Annotated in this window: 22 protein-coding genes; 19 read left to right on the top strand and 3 right to left on the bottom strand. The window is 70.6% G+C overall.

Translation table 11 applies throughout. The features are described from left to right. Nucleotides 1–211: 211 nt before the first annotated feature. The gene (acnA, locus tag ACFVXK_RS02105; protein WP_389609498.1) at nucleotides 212–2926 is read right to left on the bottom strand and encodes an aconitate hydratase AcnA; all 2715 of its coding nucleotides are present in this window, start codon (nucleotides 2924–2926) and stop codon (nucleotides 212–214) included. 262 nt (nucleotides 2927–3188) lie between these two features. After that, nucleotides 3189–4193, bottom strand: coding sequence for a LacI family DNA-binding transcriptional regulator (locus ACFVXK_RS02100; protein WP_389609496.1), 1005 nt, complete (start codon nucleotides 4191–4193; stop codon nucleotides 3189–3191). A gap of 121 nt (nucleotides 4194–4314) precedes the next feature. Here ACFVXK_RS02100 and ACFVXK_RS02095 point away from each other — a divergent pair, with 121 nt between their 5' ends. The 4 genes from ACFVXK_RS02095 to ACFVXK_RS02080 all read left to right on the top strand — a co-directional run bounded on the left by ACFVXK_RS02095 (nucleotide 4315) and on the right by ACFVXK_RS02080 (nucleotide 10310). Further along, nucleotides 4315–6207, top strand: a complete 1893-nt coding sequence (locus ACFVXK_RS02095) for an amidohydrolase (RefSeq protein ID WP_389609494.1) — start codon at nucleotides 4315–4317, stop codon at nucleotides 6205–6207. A gap of 143 nt (nucleotides 6208–6350) precedes the next feature. Continuing rightward, a complete protein-coding gene (locus ACFVXK_RS02090) occupies nucleotides 6351–7880 on the top strand; it encodes a helix-turn-helix domain-containing protein (protein ID WP_389609492.1) in 1530 nt (509 codons plus the stop codon). A gap of 682 nt (nucleotides 7881–8562) precedes the next feature. Next, nucleotides 8563–9996 (top strand): hypothetical protein, encoded by a 1434-nt coding sequence (locus ACFVXK_RS02085; protein WP_389609490.1) that lies wholly within the window; start codon nucleotides 8563–8565, stop codon nucleotides 9994–9996. Next, a complete protein-coding gene (locus tag ACFVXK_RS02080; protein ID WP_389609488.1) occupies nucleotides 9993–10310 on the top strand; it encodes a DUF6083 domain-containing protein in 318 nt (105 codons plus the stop codon). Before ACFVXK_RS02085 ends, ACFVXK_RS02080 begins: the two co-directional genes overlap by 4 nt. Nucleotides 10311–10479: 169 nt before the next feature. On the opposite strand, the gene ACFVXK_RS02075 is transcribed toward ACFVXK_RS02080, so the two are convergent. Continuing rightward, nucleotides 10480–10674 (bottom strand): hypothetical protein, encoded by a 195-nt coding sequence (locus ACFVXK_RS02075; RefSeq protein WP_389609486.1) that lies wholly within the window; start codon nucleotides 10672–10674, stop codon nucleotides 10480–10482. 408 nt (nucleotides 10675–11082) lie between these two features. Between ACFVXK_RS02075 and ACFVXK_RS02070 the strand changes: the two genes are divergently transcribed. The 15 genes from ACFVXK_RS02070 (at nucleotide 11083) to ACFVXK_RS02000 (ending at nucleotide 18999) form a co-directional block, all read left to right on the top strand. After that, the gene (locus ACFVXK_RS02070; RefSeq protein ID WP_389609484.1) at nucleotides 11083–11223 is read left to right on the top strand and encodes a hypothetical protein; all 141 of its coding nucleotides are present in this window, start codon (nucleotides 11083–11085) and stop codon (nucleotides 11221–11223) included. Beyond that, nucleotides 11220–11363 (top strand): hypothetical protein, encoded by a 144-nt coding sequence (locus ACFVXK_RS02065; protein ID WP_389609482.1) that lies wholly within the window; start codon nucleotides 11220–11222, stop codon nucleotides 11361–11363. Before ACFVXK_RS02070 ends, ACFVXK_RS02065 begins: the two co-directional genes overlap by 4 nt. Continuing rightward, complete coding sequence (locus ACFVXK_RS02060) at nucleotides 11360–11539, top strand: hypothetical protein (RefSeq protein WP_389609480.1); 180 nt, start codon at nucleotides 11360–11362, stop codon at nucleotides 11537–11539. The genes ACFVXK_RS02065 and ACFVXK_RS02060 overlap by 4 nt, the downstream gene beginning before the upstream one ends. A 198-nt stretch (nucleotides 11540–11737) precedes the next feature. Beyond that, nucleotides 11738–12979, top strand: coding sequence for a DUF2637 domain-containing protein (locus tag ACFVXK_RS02055; RefSeq protein ID WP_389609478.1), 1242 nt, complete (start codon nucleotides 11738–11740; stop codon nucleotides 12977–12979). 134 nt (nucleotides 12980–13113) lie between these two features. Then, nucleotides 13114–13488 (top strand): hypothetical protein, encoded by a 375-nt coding sequence (locus ACFVXK_RS02050; RefSeq protein ID WP_389609476.1) that lies wholly within the window; start codon nucleotides 13114–13116, stop codon nucleotides 13486–13488. A gap of 2 nt (nucleotides 13489–13490) precedes the next feature. Continuing rightward, nucleotides 13491–14015: a hypothetical protein gene (locus tag ACFVXK_RS02045; RefSeq protein WP_389609474.1), complete on the top strand. Its 525-nt coding sequence runs from the start codon at nucleotides 13491–13493 to the stop codon at nucleotides 14013–14015. Next, the gene (locus ACFVXK_RS02040) at nucleotides 14012–14971 is read left to right on the top strand and encodes a hypothetical protein (RefSeq protein ID WP_389609472.1); all 960 of its coding nucleotides are present in this window, start codon (nucleotides 14012–14014) and stop codon (nucleotides 14969–14971) included. Before ACFVXK_RS02045 ends, ACFVXK_RS02040 begins: the two co-directional genes overlap by 4 nt. Before the next feature lie 77 nt (nucleotides 14972–15048). Then, on the top strand, nucleotides 15049–15291 hold the full coding sequence (locus ACFVXK_RS02035; RefSeq protein ID WP_389609470.1) for a hypothetical protein: 243 nt from the start codon (nucleotides 15049–15051) through the stop codon (nucleotides 15289–15291). A gap of 77 nt (nucleotides 15292–15368) precedes the next feature. Then, the gene (locus ACFVXK_RS02030) at nucleotides 15369–15743 is read left to right on the top strand and encodes a hypothetical protein (protein WP_389609468.1); all 375 of its coding nucleotides are present in this window, start codon (nucleotides 15369–15371) and stop codon (nucleotides 15741–15743) included. Then, nucleotides 15743–16210, top strand: a complete 468-nt coding sequence (locus ACFVXK_RS02025; protein ID WP_389609466.1) for a hypothetical protein — start codon at nucleotides 15743–15745, stop codon at nucleotides 16208–16210. The genes ACFVXK_RS02030 and ACFVXK_RS02025 overlap by 1 nt, the downstream gene beginning before the upstream one ends. Next, complete coding sequence (locus tag ACFVXK_RS02020; protein WP_389609464.1) at nucleotides 16207–16479, top strand: hypothetical protein; 273 nt, start codon at nucleotides 16207–16209, stop codon at nucleotides 16477–16479. Before ACFVXK_RS02025 ends, ACFVXK_RS02020 begins: the two co-directional genes overlap by 4 nt. A 67-nt stretch (nucleotides 16480–16546) precedes the next feature. Then, nucleotides 16547–17038 (top strand): hypothetical protein, encoded by a 492-nt coding sequence (locus ACFVXK_RS02015; protein WP_389609462.1) that lies wholly within the window; start codon nucleotides 16547–16549, stop codon nucleotides 17036–17038. Between the two features lie 164 nt (nucleotides 17039–17202). Further along, nucleotides 17203–18429, top strand: coding sequence for a helix-turn-helix domain-containing protein (locus tag ACFVXK_RS02010; protein WP_389609553.1), 1227 nt, complete (start codon nucleotides 17203–17205; stop codon nucleotides 18427–18429). Nucleotides 18430–18517: 88 nt separating this feature from the next. Further along, complete coding sequence (locus ACFVXK_RS02005) at nucleotides 18518–18769, top strand: hypothetical protein (protein ID WP_389609460.1); 252 nt, start codon at nucleotides 18518–18520, stop codon at nucleotides 18767–18769. Continuing rightward, a complete protein-coding gene (locus ACFVXK_RS02000) occupies nucleotides 18766–18999 on the top strand; it encodes a hypothetical protein (RefSeq protein ID WP_389609458.1) in 234 nt (77 codons plus the stop codon). Before ACFVXK_RS02005 ends, ACFVXK_RS02000 begins: the two co-directional genes overlap by 4 nt.

Raw genomic sequence — 18999 nt, 5'->3', positions numbered from 1 at the left:
TCCTCGCCTTCGTCAGGATTGGGGCACAGGTATAGTCCACTTCCGCTCGGCTCAGCAAGATCGTGCACAAGGATCGTTCCCGGCTTTTCCGAGTTGAGACCTGTCCGTCATCTGATTCCGCCGCTCCGAAAAGCGGAAGGGCCGTACCCCCTTTTCGGGGGTACGGCCCTATGGTGCCGACTGCCGGCGGATCGCTCCGCCTGGCGCGCCCTTAGCCGCGGATCAGGTTGCGGAGGACGTACTGCATGATGCCGCCGTTGCGGTAGTAGTCCGCCTCACCCGGCGTGTCGATGCGCACGACCGCGTCGAAGGAGACACCGGTGTCGGTGGTGACCTTGACCGTGCGCGGGGTGGTGCCGTCGTTCAGCTCCTCCACACCGGTGAAGGAGAAGGTCTCCTCGCCGGTGAGGCCCAGGGAGGCCGCGGTGGCGCCCTCGGGGAACTGGAGCGGGAGGACGCCCATGCCGATCAGGTTGGAGCGGTGGATGCGCTCGTAGGACTCGGCGATGACGGCCTTGACGCCGAGCAGCGCGGTGCCCTTGGCGGCCCAGTCGCGGGACGAGCCCGAGCCGTACTCCTTGCCCGCCAGGATGACCAGCGGGATGCCGGCGGCCTGGTAGTTCTGCGAGGCGTCGTAGATGAAGGAGACCGGCGCGCCCTCGACGGTGAAGTCGCGGGTGAAGCCGCCCTCGGTGCCCGGCGCGATCTGGTTGCGCAGGCGGATGTTGGCGAAGGTACCGCGGATCATGACCTCGTGGTTGCCGCGGCGGGAGCCGTAGCTGTTGAAGTCGCGGCGCTCGACGCCGTGCTCCGTGAGGTACTTGCCGGCCGGGGTGTCGGCCTTGATCGCACCCGCCGGGGAGATGTGGTCGGTGGTGACCGAGTCGCCCAGCTTCGCCAGCACGCGGGCGCCGGCGATGTCGGAGACCGGGGTGGTCTCCATCGTCATGCCCTCGAAGTAGGGGGGCTTGCGGACGTAGGTGGACTCGGCGTCCCACTCGAAGGTGTTGCCGGTCGGGATCGGCAGCGCCTGCCACTGGGCGTCACCCGCGAAGACGTCCTGGTAGGACTTGTTGAACATGTCCTCGCCGATGGCGTTGGCCACGACGTCGTTGACCTCGGCCTCGGAGGGCCAGATGTCCTTGAGGAAGACCGGGTTGCCCTCGGTGTCGGTGCCGATGGCCTCCGACGTGATGTCCACCTTCATGGAGCCCGCGATGGCGTACGCGACGACCAGCGGCGGGGACGCCAGGTAGTTCATCTTGACGTCGGGGTTGATGCGGCCCTCGAAGTTGCGGTTGCCCGAGAGGACCGAGGTGACCGCGAGGTCGTGCTCGTTGATCGCCTTCGAGATCTCCTCGTCCAGCGGACCGGAGTTGCCGATGCAGGTGGTGCAGCCGTACCCGACGAGGTTGAAGCCCATCTTGTCGAGGTACGGGGTCAGGCCGGCCTTGTCGAAGTAGTCGGTGACGACCTTCGAGCCCGGGGCCAGGGTGGTCTTGACCCACGGCTTGCGGGTCAGGCCCTTCTCGACCGCCTTCTTGGCCACGAGCGCCGCGGCGACCATGACGTAGGGGTTCGAGGTGTTGGTGCAGGAGGTGATCGCGGCGACGGTGACGGCGCCGTGGTCGATCTCGAAGGAGGTGCCGTCGGCCAGGGTGACCTGGGTCGGGCGGCTCGGGACGCCGTTGGTGGCGGCCGGGGCGTCGGAGGCCGGGAAGGACTCCTTGCCCGCCTCGTCGGCGTCGTCCACGTAGTTCAGGACGTCCACGGCGAACTGCTGCGAGGCGTTGGCCAGGACGATGCGGTCCTGCGGGCGCTTCGGGCCGGCGATGGACGGGACGACCGTGGAGAGGTCCAGCTCGAGCTTCTCGGAGAAGTCGGGCTCGGCCTTCGGGTCCAGCCAGAGGCCCTGCTCCTTGGCGTACGCCTCGACCAGCGCGACCTGCTGGGCGTCGCGGCCCGTCAGGCGCAGGTACTTCAGCGTCTCGTCGTCGATCGGGAAGATCGCGGCGGTCGAGCCGAACTCCGGCGACATGTTGCCGATGGTGGCGCGGTTCGCGAGGGAGGTGGCGGCGACGCCCTCACCGTAGAACTCGACGAACTTGCCGACGACGCCGTGCTTGCGCAGCATCTCGGTGATCGTGAGCACCAGGTCGGTGGCGGTGGTGCCGGTCGGCAGCTCGCCGGTCAGCTTGAAGCCGACGACGCGCGGGATCAGCATGGAGACCGGCTGGCCGAGCATCGCGGCCTCGGCCTCGATGCCGCCGACGCCCCAGCCGAGCACGCCGAGGCCGTTGACCATGGTGGTGTGCGAGTCGGTGCCGACGAGGGTGTCGGGGTACGCCTGGCCGTTCCGGACCATGACCGTGCGGGCCAGGTGCTCGATGTTGACCTGGTGGACGATGCCGGTGCCCGGGGGGACGACCTTGAAGTCGTCGAAGGCGGTCTGGCCCCAGCGCAGGAACTGGTAGCGCTCCTTGTTGCGGCCGTACTCCAGCTCCACGTTCTGGGTGAACGCGTCCTTGGTGCCGAACTTGTCGGCGATGACCGAGTGGTCGATGACCAGCTCGGCCGGGGAGAGCGGGTTGACCTTGGACGGGTCGCCGCCGAGCTCCTTGACGGCCTCACGCATGGTGGCGAGGTCCACGACGCAGGGGACGCCGGTGAAGTCCTGCATGATCACGCGGGCCGGCGTGAACTGGATCTCCTGGCTGGGCTGCGCCTGGGAGTCCCAGCCGCCGAGCGCCCGGATGTGGTCGGCGGTGATGTTCGCGCCGTCCTCGGTGCGGAGCAGGTTCTCCAGCAGGACCTTCAGGCTGTAGGGAAGGCGCGCGGCGCCCTCGACCTTGTCCAGCCGGAAGATCTCGTACGACTCGTCGCCCACCTGCAGCGTGCTGCGGGCGTCGAAGCTGTTCGCCGACACGACAGTCTCCTTCATGCATGATTTCGCGCGTATTACCGCATCCTGCCGCCACGCCCTGTGGCCAATCCGCTAAGGTAAGGCTAAGTTAGGTAGCCCTTACTCGCGGGGGCGGCTGCGGTGCGCCTTCGGCAGATATCTCGATGTCGAGATAACTCTAGTACATGGCCGCACCTCGGGTCAGCACGCCTCCGCGTCCGTCTCGGCACGTCGCGCCGCCCCGCACTCACCGTCCACTGCTGCCGCACATCTCGTCACGCCGCCCTCAACGGCGGGACGAGGCCCGCTGGAGCAGGGTCGCCGGGGCGGTGAGCGCCCCGGGCGCCGCCGGGACGCCCGGCTCCAGCAGGGCGACCAGGGCCGCCACGGCCGTCTCGGCCAGCGCCTCCGGATGGAGGGTGACCGTGCTGACCGGAGGGTCGCAGTCCGCGTATCCCGGGTCCTCGCTCGCGCAGACCAGCAGCAGGTCCCGCGGTACGCGCAGGCCGTGCCGGGCCGCGGCCGCCAGGGCCTGGCGGCCGCCCGGGTCGTACAGGGAGTACACGGCGTCGGCCCCGCCCCCGTCCCGGCCCCCGGCGAAGACCCGGTCGAAGGCGTGGCCGGGGCCGTCGTGGGGGTCGAAGCGGACCGGCAGCGGGGTCCGGCCGCGCCGGGCGCACCAGTGCCCGTACGCCTCGGTGACGGCGCGGGTGTAGTGCTCGTCCCCGAAGCCGGTGTGCAGGGCGATGCGGCGGGCCCCGGCCGCGGCGAGGTGGTCGAGGACCTCGTGGGTGGCGGCGGCGTGGTCGTTGTCCACCCAGACGTCGCCCGGGCGGGGGTCGGCCGGGCGCCCGTCGAACACCAGGGGGATGCCCCGGGCCCGCAGGGCGCGCAGCACCGGGTCGTCGTGCGGGCTGTCGAGCAGCAGCATCCCGTCCACCGAGAGGTGGTGCCAGTCGGTCCCGGCGCCGCGGTCGGCGGGCAGGGTGGTCAGGGCGTAGCCGTGGGCGTGGGCGGCGGAGGTGGCGGCCGTCAGCCAGCGGGAGAAGTAGGCGACGGCCACGAAGTTCCAGGGGGCCCCGGCGAAGGTGGTCACGGCCAGGCCCAGGGTGCGGGTACGGGGCGCGCGCGGAGCGCCGTAGCCCAGGCCGGTGGCGATCTCGCGCACCCGGCGGCGGGTGCCCTCGCCGAGCCGTCCGGTGCCGTTGAGGGCGTGCGAGACCGTGGCGGTGGACACCTCCGCGGCGCGGGCGATGTCGGCGAGGGTCGGTCCGGGCGGCACGCGGGTCATCGTACGGATCCGGGCGGCTGCGGGGTACGGGCCGCCGTGCGGAATCCGTCGCCGGGGGCGGGTTCTGGTTAAGGGGTTAATCACCGAGTGTCCTGGCCACAGCCAACGGTTTGGAGTGGTCATGACGTCTTCTGTTTCCCGGCGCGGGCTCCTCGCGGCGGCCGGGGCCGCCGGAGCGGCGGGTCTGCTGGGCACCGGCGCCGGCAGCGCCTCGGCAGCCCCCTCGCGCGGCTCCGCCGCGCTGGTGGTGCACGGTGCGCGGGTCTTCACGGGCACCCCGGGCGGCGCGCCGGCCACGGCCGTGGCGGTCGGCCGCGACGGGCGGATCCTGGCGGTCGGCGCCGACGCGGAGGTGCGCCGGCTGGCGGGGCGGGACACCGAGGTGGTCGACGGGCGCGGCGCCACCCTGATGAGCGGGATCCACGACGGGCACGTCCACCCGCTGGGCGCGGGCGACCGGTCGCTGCGGCCCTCGCTGGAGGGCGCGGAGACCACCGCCGCCCAGCTGACGGAGATCCTCACGGGCTTCCTCACCGACACCGGCGGCGCCGGGGCGGAGCCCGACACCTGGCTGGTGGTGGAGGACTGGAACCCGGTCGGGCTGCTGCCCGTCGGCACCCTGCCGCACCACGCGCTGCTGGACGCGCTGCCGACCCGCCGGCCGGTGGTCCTGGTCGGCGGCGACGGGCACAACCTGTGGGCCAGTCAGCGGGCGCTGGACATCGCGGGCATCACCGCCGCCACGCCCGACCCGGCGGGCGGCAAGATCGTCAAGGGCGCGGACGGCCGGCCGACGGGGGTGCTGAAGGACGACGCCCAGGACCTGGTCAAGCGGCACGTCCCCGAGCCCACCCGGGCCGCGCTGGTCGAGGCCTGCGCCAAGGTGCTGGCCCAGGCGGCGGCCTCCGGGGTGACGACGATGATGGACGCCCTGGTCGGGCGGCACGAACTGGAGCTCTACCAGGCCCTCGCGGCCGCCGGGCGGCTCCCGCAGCGGATCGTGCCGGCCATCCGGCTGGACGTGGAGCAGACGAAGGACCCGGCGGCGTCGAAGGCCTACGCGCTGGGGCTGGAGCGGGAGTTCCGGGGCGTGGCCGGGCTGCGCTTCGGCACCGTGAAGGTGTTCCTGGACGGGGTCATCGAGTACCCGGCGCAGACGGCCGCGCTGCTGGAGCCGTACCTCGACGGACAGGGGCGGCCCACCGCCAACCGGGGCGAGCTGTACACCTCGGCCGCCGACTACGGGCGGCTGACCGCCGCGTTCAACGCCATCGGCTGGCAGATGCACGCGCACGGCCTGGGCGACCGGGCGGTCCGCACCGCGCTGGACGGGTACGAGGCCGCCCTGCGCACCACGGGCAGGCGCGACCTGCGCAACACGGTCGCGCACCTCCAGCTGGTGGACCCGGCCGACCTGCCGCGGTTCGCCCGGCTCGGGGTGGCCGCCTGCATGCAGCTCCAGTGGGCCACCGCCGACACCTGGACGATGGAGGCGCTGCTGCCGTACATCGGGCCCGAGCGGCACCGGCGGATGTACCCGGCGCGCAGCCTGGAGCGGGCCGGTGCCCGGCTGACGGGCGGTTCGGACTGGCCGGTGGACGCCCTCCAGGTGTGGAACCAGCTCCGTACGGCCATCGACCGCCAGGGCGCGTACGGCGCGGGCGCGCTGCACCCCGAGCTGGAGGCGCTGAGCCGGACCTCCACGCTGCGGATGCACACCCTGGGAACGGCCTGGCAGCTGCGCCAGGACGGGCTGACCGGGACCGTGGAGCGGGGCAAGGCGGCGGACCTGGTGCTGCTGGACCGGGATGTGACGCGCTGCCCGGTGGCCGACATCAGCGGGACGCAGGTACGGATGACCCTGGTCGGCGGACGCGTGGTGCACGACGCCGGCTCGGCGGCGGGCCGCGCGGCCGTGGCCGGTCTGGCCCGAGGGGCGGCGGCCCCGCGCCCGGCGGCGTACGCGGCGGTCCACGGCGGCCGCCACCGCGCCTGCGGCTGCACGAACCACTGAGCCGGCGGCGGGGGTGCGCCACACCCCCGCCCCGGGCCGGAACCTGACGGGCGGTAAGCCCGATATCTCCGACAACGCCCGCCTGTCACCCATCTGCACCACCCGATGCGATCACCATCTCATATCTGAGATACCGTGCACCCATGGCAGACGACTACCTCGTACGCATCGGCAAGCTCATCCGTGACGCCCGGCAGCACCGGGGCTGGACCCAGACCCAGCTCGCCGAGGCGCTCGGCACCAGCCAGAGCGCGGTGAACCGCATCGAGCGCGGCAACCAGAACATCAGCCTTGAGATGATCGCCCGTATCGGTGAAGCGCTCGACAGCGAAATCGTCTCCCTGGGCTACGCCGGCCCGATGCACCTGCGCGTCGTCGGCGGCCGCCGCCTGTCCGGCGCGATCGACGTCAAGACGAGCAAGAACGCCTGCGTCGCCCTGCTGTGCGCCTCCCTGCTCAACAAGGGCCGCACGGTGCTGCGCCGGGTGGCGCGCATCGAGGAGGTCTACCGGCTCCTCGAGGTCCTCAACTCCATCGGCGTGCGCACCCGCTGGATCAACGACGGCGTGGACCTGGAACTGATCCCCCCGGCCGTCCTGGACATGGACGCCATCGACGCGGAGGCGGCCGTCCGCACCCGCAGCATCATCATGTTCCTGGGCCCCCTGCTCCACCGGATGGACCACTTCCGCCTGCCCTACGCCGGCGGCTGCGACCTCGGCACCCGCACCATCGAGCCGCACATGATCGCCCTGCGCCGCTTCGGCCTGGACATCACCGCGACCGAGGGCATCTACCACGCCAAGGTCGAGCCGGGCGTCTCCCCCGGCCGCCCGATCGTCCTGACCGAGCGCGGGGACACCGTCACCGAGAACGCCCTGCTGGCCGCGGCCCGCCACGACGGCGTGACCGTCATCCGCAACGCCTCGTCCAACTACATGGTCCAGGACCTCTGCTTCTTCCTGGAGGCACTGGGCGTCAAGGTCGAGGGCATCGGCACCACCACCCTCACCGTCCACGGCATCCCGAACATCGACGTGGACGTGGACTACTCCCCTTCCGAGGACCCGGTCGAGGCCATGAGCCTGCTGGCCGCCGCGGTCGTCACCGAGTCCGAGCTCACCATCCGCCGGGTGCCGATCGAGTTCATGGAGATCGAGCTGGCCGTCCTGGAGGAGATGGGCCTGGACCACGACCGCTCCGCGGAGTACACCGCCGACAACGGCCGCACCCGCCTGGTCGACCTCACGGTCCGCCCGTCCAAGCTCGAAGCCCCGATCGACAAGATCCACCCGATGCCCTTCCCCGGGCTGAACATCGACAACGTCCCGTTCTTCGCCGCCATCGCGGCGACGGCCCAGGGTCAGACCCTGATCCACGACTGGGTGTACGACAACCGCGCCATCTACCTCACGGACCTCAACCGCCTGGGCGGCCGCCTCCAGCTCCTGGACCCCCACCGCGTCCTGGTCGAGGGCCCCACCCGCTGGCGCGCGGCCGAGATGATGTGCCCGCCGGCCCTGCGCCCGGCGGTGGTCGTCCTGCTGGCGATGATGGCGGCGGAGGGCACCTCGGTGCTGCGCAACGTCTACGTCATCAACCGCGGCTACGAGGAACTGGCGGAACGCCTCAACTCGGTGGGCGCCCAGATCGAGATCTTCCGCGACATCTAGGAAGCCGGACAAACAGGGATCAATCAGGGCATAGCTCGAAGCCTTGAAAACAGGCCCCTGACCTGCGGAAATAGCTTCCGTCGCCTGTCGACGTCTTCCATCATCTTCCATCGCCTTGTGCAAGAACTGTGCAGCGCGAGGGCGTTCGGTTGACGATCCGCCAGGTATGCAACGGCACGACTGAGGCCCCATCACTCTTCACAGAGGGTGATGGGGCCTCAGTGTTTTCATGCGCGTTTGTCCAGAAAAGCCCAGGCCAGAGCTGCTGTCTGCGATCTGACGAAGTGTTTGACGGTCACTCGTCGTGTGTCTTACGTTCGCGTCCGTAGCTGCGCGGGCGTCCCCCAAACGGGGCACCCGAGTTGCTGCGCGATACCTGCGCCTGCCCTCAGCCGGCCCGGTACCGAGCACGACCCCCACGACGCCCAAGGCCGCGACAACGCAAAAGGCCCGAGCATCCAGGGACGGTTGCACCCGTCCCGTTCCAAGAAGCTCGGACCTTGCGCAGTGGAGCGACCTCCACCCTGCTTCCTCCGCCCTTGCCGGGGCTCGGGAGGCTGCCACGGGAGACTCCGTGACCGCGCCTATTTTGGCATGCCCTGATGAGGCATGGCCACCCAGACCGCCCTTCGGGCACAAGGAATTCGCCACACTGGCGGACCCCTCCACCTACGAGACGCTGATGCCCCTTGCGTGGCTGGCACGCCTTCCGGGCGATGCCGTCCGGCTCGCGTCCAAGGTCATCGACTATGGCCACGGCGGCCAAGGCTGCTTCGCCTCGCGCAAGCGGCTGGCCCTCGAACTCGGCCTCCACCCCGTCACCATCAGCGGCTACATGGCGCTGCTCTCGCTCCTCGAAGACGGCCGCGCCATGACCACCGAGGTCACCGGCCGCGCGACCCCGACACGGCGCCTTCGGCCCCTTCGGCGCGACGAGAACGGGCGGCCGGCGGAACCGTTCATCCGGTTCTCCAACGACGCGCGTGACGCCCTGCGGGGCAACCGCCTCAAGGTCTACGTCTACGCCAGGTTCTGCGCGGACACGAAGACCGAGTTCCGCCGCTCCCAGGCCGCGAAGCTCTGCGGGATCACCGGCAAGGACACCCTCCGCCTCATCCTGCGCGAGCTGGAGGCCGATGGTTGGATCACCCGCACCGAGGAAGGCGGGGGGCTGCACGGCGCCCGTTACGACGTGCACGACAAGCCTGTGACCCACCCCGATCCGGCTACCCCCACCACCCCCGAAACGGCTACAGACCCCCACCCCAATCCGGCTACACAGAACACCTCTCTGGGAACACCACTCTCGGAACAAGCGCGCGAGGTCTCCCGTGGTTCCGCCGGTACGGCGTCACCTGTAGTAGCGCGAGGCCCTGTGGAAATCCCGGCCGACGAGACGTTTCCGCGGGCAGTGGACTCGGTCGAAACGGCTGCGCCGGAAGCACCCAAGAAGTCCCCCACCACGATCTCGGCGACGGCGTACCGCGTGCTGCGACTGCTGCAGCTGGACTTCACGCCCGGCCAGTACGCCCTCGCCGCTAAGGCGATCGAGCACGCGGTGGCCGACGTCCGGGGTGACGTCGAGCGCATCACCCACCGCGTCCACGGCCACCTCGCCGACGAGCGTCAGGCCGTGCGTGACCCCTACGGCTGGCTCATCACCCGGGGCCTGCGGAACTCCCCCTGCCCGGCGCCGCAGTGCGAGGAAGGCCGCACCTGGCCGACCGGAGCCGACTGCCCGACCTGCCGCGAGCGGTACGCCGACCGGCGTGGAACCTCGCTGATCTTCCGGGACCGGGCCACCGCGATCTACGAGGTGAGCTGGACGTGCTCCGGCTGCGAGTGCCCCGGCACCGGCGCACCCCCGGCCGATGGGACCTGCGACGACTGCCACCAGGCCGCCAGCGCGATCAAGGCCGCGCTCACCGAGTACCACCTGCCCACCGAGTTCGAGAACGGCCTGCGCCTGCCGGACCGCTGGCGCTGCGCCGAAGACGGCTGCCAGCAGATCACCGAGGGCGCCCGTCCTGAACACGGCTGCTGCTGGCGGTGCGCCCCGAAGCACAAGCGCCGCCAGCGCACCCACCGCCGCTGGCAGACCGGAGAGACGTCATGAGCGATATCCGCGGCGGCCGGCCCACCTTCGGCACCTGTGAAAACTGCGGGCTGCCGGTAGAAGGTCGCCGGGCTATCGACGAGGACCAGGTGCTCCTCCAGCCCGGGGAGTTCCCCGCCCATCGGATCCCCGAACAGGCCCGCTGGCACCTCGCGAACGGCATCGCGTGGCCCGGAAACGACACCGCATGGTGCCGACTCGACCACGCCGAAGTCTGTCCAGCCGGACCCGAACCCGAACACCGAGCGCTGCGCGAGCTGCACCGGCGCCTCGCTCTGCGGGCCCGGATTGCTCAGGACCGGAGGAGCCGATGAACCGGCAGTCCTGCCACAACGACGCGTGCGCCGAGGCGGACCCGCTCTCGCCGTGCGTCTGCCGCTGTGGGGGGTGGGGTCACGCGGCGAAGACCCAGCCGGGTCTCTTCCGGGCCGAGGAAATGCCGAGGCCCCCGCCGGAATCTCGACGGGGGCCTAGATGACGCGGTCAGGCAGTGGCCGGCGGTTCGTCGCCGGGCTTTCCGATGGCGGCCACGGCGCGCTCGTACCAGTCGATCGGGACCATCGCGGCCACCGGGGTCTTGTACTTCCGGATGCGCACGCCGCGCGGTCGCCACTTCATCGACTCGATCAGCTCGCCCCAGCCCTTGCGGGCGGCCTCCACGGTCATCTCCTCGTCCATGCCGCGAATCGTACGGACTCACGAGGTCTTCAGGAACCCGAGACCCTATGAATCTCAAGACTCTTGAGACCTCCAGACTTCTTCGCTACGGTCTGAACTCGCACCGACAACCCCGGCTCCAATAGCCGGAGTTGATGAATCCGCTTGATCTGCACAACGAACCAAAACAGGAGCCCGGCGGTGGACCGGGGGAGGCAGCCGGCGCCTTTGCAGTCCGGGAGAAGGCCGCGCGACGGCCTCTAAAGCGCCGGGCAAGGTCTCGGCGCATCGCGGCGGGCGGGCCCCAGCGGGACCTCCTCGGACGCCGGAGCAACACCGGCCCCGCCCACGCAAAACAAAACAGCCCCGGACCAGCGTCGGAAGCGCCAGCCGGGGCCTACCCGATCACCTGCCACACAGGAGAACGAGATGCCCAAGAACGTACCCGACAGCAGTTGGACCCCCGAGCAGCGGGCCGGTCAGCAGCGGCTCCAGGAGCGCCTCGCCGAAGCGCGCCGGGCCCCGATCGAGCCGAAGCGCAGCACCAAGGACGTGGGGGGCCGTCGATGACCGCCGTCGAACACGAGCAGGCCGCCGCCGAGGAGCGCGAGGAGCTGGCCCGGCTGAGCTTCGCCGAGACCGAGCGGACGTTGACCGAGTACGGCGTCGACCCCGCCGAGATCGAGCTGATCATCGGGAGCGCCGAGTGAACGCCTCCGTCTTCGTCCAGCTCCAGCTCGACATCCCCCTCGGCACCGGCCGCCGCACCCTCACCCCCGCCGAGCGCCTGCGAGCCGCTGAACTCCGCGCCCGCCAGGCCAACCGTCGGATGGTGCGCCAGCACGACCGCCACGCGGTCGCCTTCTTCGCCGGGGAGGAGCTGTGAAGCCCCGGCGTCGCCAGGCCGGATGCGGTACCGCGTTGTTGAACCTGGCCGCCGTCCTGTTCGTCGTCTGGCTGGCCCTCCACCTCGGGACCGGCTCATGACCCCCCGCCCGCCGCTGCACCAGCGGTACCGCTCTCTGGGCGCCTTCTTCCTCGGCGCCCGGCACGCACGTGCACAGATCAGAAAGGGGGGCGGCCGATGAAGCCTCCGCTCCAGCTCACCCGCACGCACAAGATCCTCATCGGCACCGTCACCCTCGGCGCCGTGGTGGTCGCGGGGATCGGTTTCGCCGGCTCGTACGCCGCCGTCCAAAAACTCGCGCTCAGGAAGGGCTTCGGCTCCTTCGCGTACGTCTTCCCCGTCGGCATCGACGCGGGGATCGGCGTCCTTCTAGCGCTAGATCTGCTGCTGTGCTGGATCCGGATCCCCTTCCCGATCCTGCGGCACATCGCATGGTTGCTAACGGCCGCCACCATCGCCTTCAACGGGGCCGCAGCCTGGCCGGACCCTCTCGGGGTCGGGATGCACGCGGTGATCCCCGTCCTGTTCGTCATCACCGTCGAAGCCGCCCGGCACGCCGTGGGCCGGATCGCCGACATCACCGCCGACAAGGACATGGACGGCGTCCGCATCACTCGCTGGCTGCTGTCCCCGGCCCCCACCTTCAAGCTTTGGCGCCGGATGAAGCTGTGGGAGCTGCGCAGCTACGAGCAGGCCGTAGGCCAGGAACAGGACCGACTCGTGTACCGCGCCTACCTTCAGGCCGAGTACGGACGCGCGTGGCGCTGGAAGGCACCTGTCGATGCGGTGATACCACTCCGGCTTGCCAAGCTCGGCGTCCCTCTCTCGCAGACCGCCCCCGCTGGCCTGGCCGCCGCCGGAATCGAGTTCGAGTGGCGACCCACCGAGCCGACGGCTCCCGCGTTCGAGGTGCACGCGGAGACCGCGCTGGATCTGGCGGCCACGCCTGCACTGCCCCCGATTCGGACGGTGATCCCCTCCCCGGCCACTGCCTTCGCGGCGGACCAGCCGAAGCGGCCACGCGAGGAGGTCAGCGCCCGCATCCCGCTGGACGAGGCGGACGGACTCGACGACTGCGAGGCGGACACGCAGGAGAGGGACACGCAGGAACCCGAGCCGGAGAACCTGCATGACGACCCAGCGGACACGCAGGACACCCAACCGGGCAACCCTGCCGACGAGTCGACAAACCCGCAGGCCGCTCCCGCTTGTCCGCCGCCCGACAACAGCCTGGCCGCCCGCAACGCCCGCGCGGCCCAGGAAGCGGCCGAGCGCCGCTTGTCCTACGCGCAGGGCTGGCAGCAGGCCCAGCAGGACACCCCGGGCATCACCCAGGCCCAGTTCGCGGAACGGATCGGGATCTCCCCCCGGACGCTCCGCCGCGCCCTCACCGAGAACACCCCTGCACTGACCGGCTGACGCATGGTCGCCCTCGGAGCCACCCGCCCCGAGGACGGCCACGGGTCATCCGTCCCGCACACACGAAAACGGCGCCCTGGCCCACTTCTCACGGCCGGCCAGGGCGCCACCTCCCAGAGAGAGGAAGTTCAAGAATGCCGCACATAGCACCCGACCCGGACCACATCCCGATCCTCGCGCCCAACGCGCACCACGCCGTCGACTGGGATCGCGTTCGTTCCACGATCCGCCGCCTGCGCCCCCTCCGCGCCGTCACCGTCCTCGGCGTCGGCCTCTTCCCTGCGGTCGTCTGGTGCAACCGAGTCGCCGAGCCTCTGTCCGCCGAGCGGTCCGTACACACCGCCTTCGCCGTCGCGTTCGTCACCTCCCTCGGGTGCGGCGTCGGGTTCGCGATGGGCGGCCGGATCCGACGCTGGGTCGCCTCGATCACCCTCTTCGCGGCCATCGGCGGCACGCTCCTCGCCGACCCGACCCGGCACCTGATCGCGACCTGGATCGTGGGGGCCTGACCATGGACCTGATCGAGTTCACGCACGCCGTCACCCGAGCCGGCGCCGGGTTCGGCTTTTTCCTTGTGGTCGTCACCGCCGCGGCCGTCTTCTACTCGCAGGGCCGTACCTTCAAAGCCCTCAAGAAGAAGCGGTTCGTACTGCCCTGGGTCTCGTCCTTCGCCGTGATGGTGCTTGCCTCTGCCGTGTCCGGCGGGTACCTCGGCAAGGTCTCCGCCGGGTTCACCGGCACCAGCAACCGGGTCGGCTCCGAGGTGGGGAACACCGCGATCGGCCAGTCCGGCGAGGGCGCCGTGGAGATCCACGTGACCGAGGTACTCAGCTACTCCGGATCGTGGATCGCCCTGTGCGCCATCGTCGTCTGGCTGCTGTTCCTGTGGTTCGCGAAGGGGTGGGGGGAGCGGGCCCTGGCACTGTCCGGCGCCCTGTCCGGGGCGTCTTGGGGCATCGCGACCTCCCTCGGCGGGGTGGCGGCCATGATCGGCGTCCCGCTCGTCTCGTGGCTCGGTGAGCAGGTCATCGGATGAGCGCCAGACCTGGACCCCTGATCACGCGCACCACCGCCGGAGCGGGTCATATCGCGGTCGCCCTCGCGCACTGGGCCGGTGGCCACACCGTCGGGGAGGAAGAACTACTGCGGCGGATCGTCAAGGCCCGCGCCGAGGCCCACGCCGAAGCGGTCGACGAGCACCAGCGCGAAGCCCGGCGGGCCCACAAGAAGGCCACCAAGCTACGCCGGCTCGCTGCCGAGGACGGGGGCCTGGTCCCCGCCGCCCAGTCCGACCTCACCCAGGCCGAGCACGAAGCCCGGCGCCACGAGGCCGCCTTGGAGGCCCTGGGGGACTTCGAGATCCGCGACGTCGACCCGGGCCAGATCCGGCACCGGCGGAAGAAGATCGCCGCCCTGCGCTGCACCGTGCTGACGCTCCCCGTCGCGGGGGTCGTCGCCGGGTCCTGGCTCCTCGACGGGGTGGTGCTCCTGGTCTCGACGCTCGGCGCGGTGAGCGTCTGCTGGGCGCGGGGGAACACCCCCTTCGAGCTGACCGTGCGCCCCGTCCCCGCCGAACTGCTGGCGGACTCCGCGCTCCTGGTCCTGGAGCCCGCCGAAGAGGAAGAAGAGGAATCCGCGGTGGTCGTGGACACGGGGGAGTGGAAGAAGGAGCTGCTCGTCTACGTGGAACAGGCGGTGGCCATCGCCAAGCACGAGGGAAACAGCGGTGTCCACTGCGTCGAACTCCTCCAGGGCCTCCAGAGGAAGGGCGACTTCCTCGGCCTGACCTCCGCCACGTTCCCCGCGAAACTGCGGGACGCCGGCATCCCCACGAAGGTGATTTCCGTCGGCGGGGACAAGCAGATCGGTGTCCAGTACGCCGAGCTGGAGAAGGCGCTCAAGCACATACCCCGCCTGCCCACACACCTGGTGCCGGACCTGACGGCCACCGCCCCGCTCCCCTCCCCCACTGAACCGGGACGGGCCCAGTAAACGGGTTAACGCGCAGGTCATCCGCTTACCGGTTACCAATTCACCGCACCACCCATCCCGAAGAGAAGGAGTTCGATATGCCCTACAGATACCGCTGCGACAACTGCGACATGGCCTATCCGATACGCGACACCGACGGCGAGGCCGACGACGACCAACACCGCCACTGGGACCGTCACCCGCGCTGCAAGCGGGTCGGCGAGGTGATCGAGGTCGACTCGGACGGCACCCCCGCCGACTCCTGCCTCATCGCGCTCATCCTCCCGTGCGCCCTCCTGCTCGCGTTCCTGCCCCGCGCGGTCAGGGCCTGGCGACGCTGACCCATCCCGGCACCAACACCTCGCCCCCGGCACGAGCACCACGCCGGGGGCTTCGCCGTTCCCACGAAAGGATCCTCATGTCCGAGCCCACCGCACCGGCCCACCACGCCCGTACGGCAGCCGAGTCCCTGCTGGACCTCAACGTCGCCACGCTCAACCCCGACGCCTACACCTACCCCGGGGACGTCCACACCACGGCGCAGGCCCTCAAGGCCATGTCGGAGCGTCTTCCCCAGGGACTCGATCAGCTCGGCGCCGCCCTCGACCGGCACGCCGCCAACGGGAACATCTGGATGACCGACGGTCGGGCCCTCGACCCGGCCCTGTACGCGGCCCGTGAGGCCCTGGTCATCGCCACCGTGACCGCCAGGACTCTGACGGCCGCCCTGGCCTCCCTGAGCGAGCACACCGCGAGCATGGGCGCCCCGTTCCCCTGCGAGGGCGGCGTCTAGTGGGCGGCACCTCCACCGCCAGGGCCCTCTTCGACCTGGTGGCGCAGATCGAGAAGACGCCTGGCTGGCGGGTGATCGAGCAGCGCAGGGGATCCGGCGTGATCATCCACGCCCCCGGCGGCGGCCAGACCTCCTTCAACCGGGAGGGAAACGGAGGCCGCAAGCTCCCCAACGTCCTCGCGCAACTCCGGCGGCTCGGCTGGGACCCGGACGGCGCCGACAAGGCCAAGGAGCGCGAGGCGAAGCGCCGCCTGGCCGCCGCCCAGGAGAAGAACGCCAGCGCTCTGGACAAGGCCCAGGAAGAGGGCCGGCGCCGCGCCCACGCCGAAAACCTCGCCAAGGCCCGTACCGCCCTGGCCGCCGCCGAGGTGCAGCTACGCGCCACCCGCCTCGCCCACGACCGCGCCACGCGGGATCACCGTCGCGCCCTTGATCACCTGACCCGACTCGAAAGGACCGCACCGTGAACGCGAGCGAGAAGCCGCACATCCGCTCCGAGGGCGCCGGAATCGAACCCGACGACCAGATGTGCGAGCGCTGCGGCTGGACGTACTCCATGGTGTGCCCGGAGTGCCCCGGCTGCGGCTGCTACACCGGGCAGTGCTCCGGCTGGCGCCACGGCGAGTACGGCGGCCAGGACGACGACGGCGAGCCGTACGACTGCGGTAACGACGACTGCGATGGGTGCGACGACTGCTCGCCGTACGGCCTGGCCTACGGGCAGACCGGCTGGTGAGCGACCGCGAGAACGGGGCCGCTGATTGCGTACGGGGTGCCCTGACCCCCATGAGAGGGTTCGGCCCATGACGACTGAACAGAACGGCTCGTACGACCTCCCTGCGATAAAGCAGGCGCTCGGCGAGATGGTGTATCAGGCAGCGTCCTTGGAGATGGTGATCCGTTTCGCGGGCGAGCTGACCGCCAAGAACCGCGCGGACGCCAAGGCGCTCAGCGGGATGACCGCAGGCCAACTCCTCCCGGCTGTCGCCAAGCTGGTCAAGGCGCGCACCGACAAGGTCACCTCCGAGGAGGTCGACGAGTTCGAGCAGATCGTCAACGATGCGGGACCCGAGTTGGACAGCCGGAACACTTACATCCACGGCGCGTGGGGTGAGGAGAACGGTGCGCTGCTGGCGATGAACTGGAAGAAGGGTGGGACCATCCGGACCCGACCGCTCGAAGTCGCCGCCCTGGAGAAGCTCTCCGCCGAGCTGCTCGCCCTGGTGAACCGCACCATGGAGTGGAGTTCTGCCGTGATCGACAGGAACCCGGACCTGATCCGCTCCCAGCCGTGACCCATACGCGAAGCCCCCGCCCCGGCACGCAGCCGGCCAGCGGGGGCTTCGTCGTTTCGGTCTCAGCATCCGGGTTCTGGGGCGCCCAAGAAGACGCGAGCGCCGTAGTCTCCGAGGAAGGTCCGGAACTTCCGCACGGAGAGGACGGTTTGACGATGACAGACATGCTCGCCGAACAGCAGGCCATCGGCGCCAGGATCAAAGACCGGCGCCTGGCCCTCGGCCACACGCAAGCCGACCTCGCCCGCGCCCTGGGCAAGACGCAGGGCTGGGTGTCCAAGGTCGAGAAGGGCACTATCAGCCTCGACTCCACCAGCCTGATCAACCGCATCGCCGCCGCTCTGGCCTGCCACCCCAACGAGCTGATCCGCCGCCCTTACGTCCACTCCGTGCCCGAGAACCAGTGGCAGGCGTCCGCTGACCTGATCATGCGCGAGCTGCGCCGCTACGACCTCACGCCCAGTTTCGAGGGAAGGCCCCGGCCGTCGTCGGAGCTGTGGCAGGAGACGGTACGCCTGGCCCGCCTGCGGGACGCCGCACAGAACCGGGCGATCATCACCGAGCTGCCCGACCTCCTTGCGGAGGCCCGCGCCCTGGCCGAACTCGCCGCAGGCCACGAACGCGAAGAGGGGTTCGCCCTCTACACGCTGCTGTGCAAGTTCGCCCACACCTCCGCGCATGCGCTCGGCCATCCCGAACTCGTCGCCCTGTCCTGCGACCGGGCCGCGTGGTCGGCATCCCTCTCCGCCGACGGGTACATGCCAGCGGTGGCCCTCGGGATGCGGGTGTGGGACCTGTGGGGCTCGGCGTCGTGGGAGGACTCCCTCACCCTCGCCGACAAGGCCCTGGCACAGATCCAGGACGACTACGACGCCGGGGATGCCCTCGCCATGAGGGTGTGGGGAGCCGGTCAGCTCCGCGCCGCCGTCTCCGCAGCCCGCGCCGGCCGCGAGCAGGAGACCGAGGACCGCATCGGCCATGCCCGTGAAGCCGCCGCCCGCATTGACGCGCTTCCCGAGCAGCCCTTCGACCGCTACGCGCTGAACTTCTCCGCCGGGAACACCACGATTCACGCCGTCTCGGTACAGCTCGAACTCAACAAGCACACCGAGGCCATCCGCCTGGAACGCCGTGCCGACCCCGCCCACCTCGCAACGCTGCCCAAGTCCCGGCGCGGCCACCACCACATGGACATGGCCTCGGCGTGGCTGCGTGACCACAACCGCGACAAGGCGTTCCACGAGCTGCGGAAGGCAGAGACCCTCGCCCCGCAGCTCGTCCGGAACCACCCCGTCGCCCGCGCCGCGCTCGGCGACCTGATCCGTGGCGAACGGGGCCGTGTCCACGAGCCGCTCCGCGCGATGGAGAACCGGTTCCGAGCCTCCAACTGACCTAAGAACAACCGAATTTCGGGGCGCTGGCCTGCCGATATTCCTCGTCGGAATATTGGGGCCGGTGCCCCGTCCTAGTTTCTGGACCATGAGCGAACGACGCACGGACCAGGACAAGGCGCGGCGGCGGGACCTGGCCGACGCCGCCGCCGGTTGGCCCCCCAAGCGCGGGGATCTGGCGCGCGACACGACGCGTGGTGTCATCGCGCTGGTGATCGGACTACCGGAGGACACCCGCACCGCGTTCCACGAGCTGTGCCCCGAGGGCGGCGGCGAGAGCTGGACCGCGCACCTCGACGACCTCACCCCGCCCGACGGCCACAACGAGGACAGCCGGTGACCGGCCGCGTCTCGGGGGCCCGCGCAGGGGAGGAGCGGCGCATCGTCGAGCACGAGCTGACCGGGAAGCGGGTCCGTGACGTCGCGAACGGGCAGACCGGTCGGCTGGTGGAGGTCGAGGAGTACACCGTCGGCTCCCACACGGTGACCATCGCGCACCTCACGCCCGACGGCGGCGGCATCGGCTGGACCACCGCCATCACCAACATCGGCCCCGTCACCGGCTCCTGA

It is taken from the genome of Streptomyces sp. NPDC058157 (assembly GCF_042884105.1).
In the GTDB taxonomy this organism is placed as follows: domain Bacteria; phylum Actinomycetota; class Actinomycetes; order Streptomycetales; family Streptomycetaceae; genus Streptomyces.
Note: the sequence above shows the minus strand (reverse complement) of the source record. Positions and strands in the feature narration are given on the sequence as shown.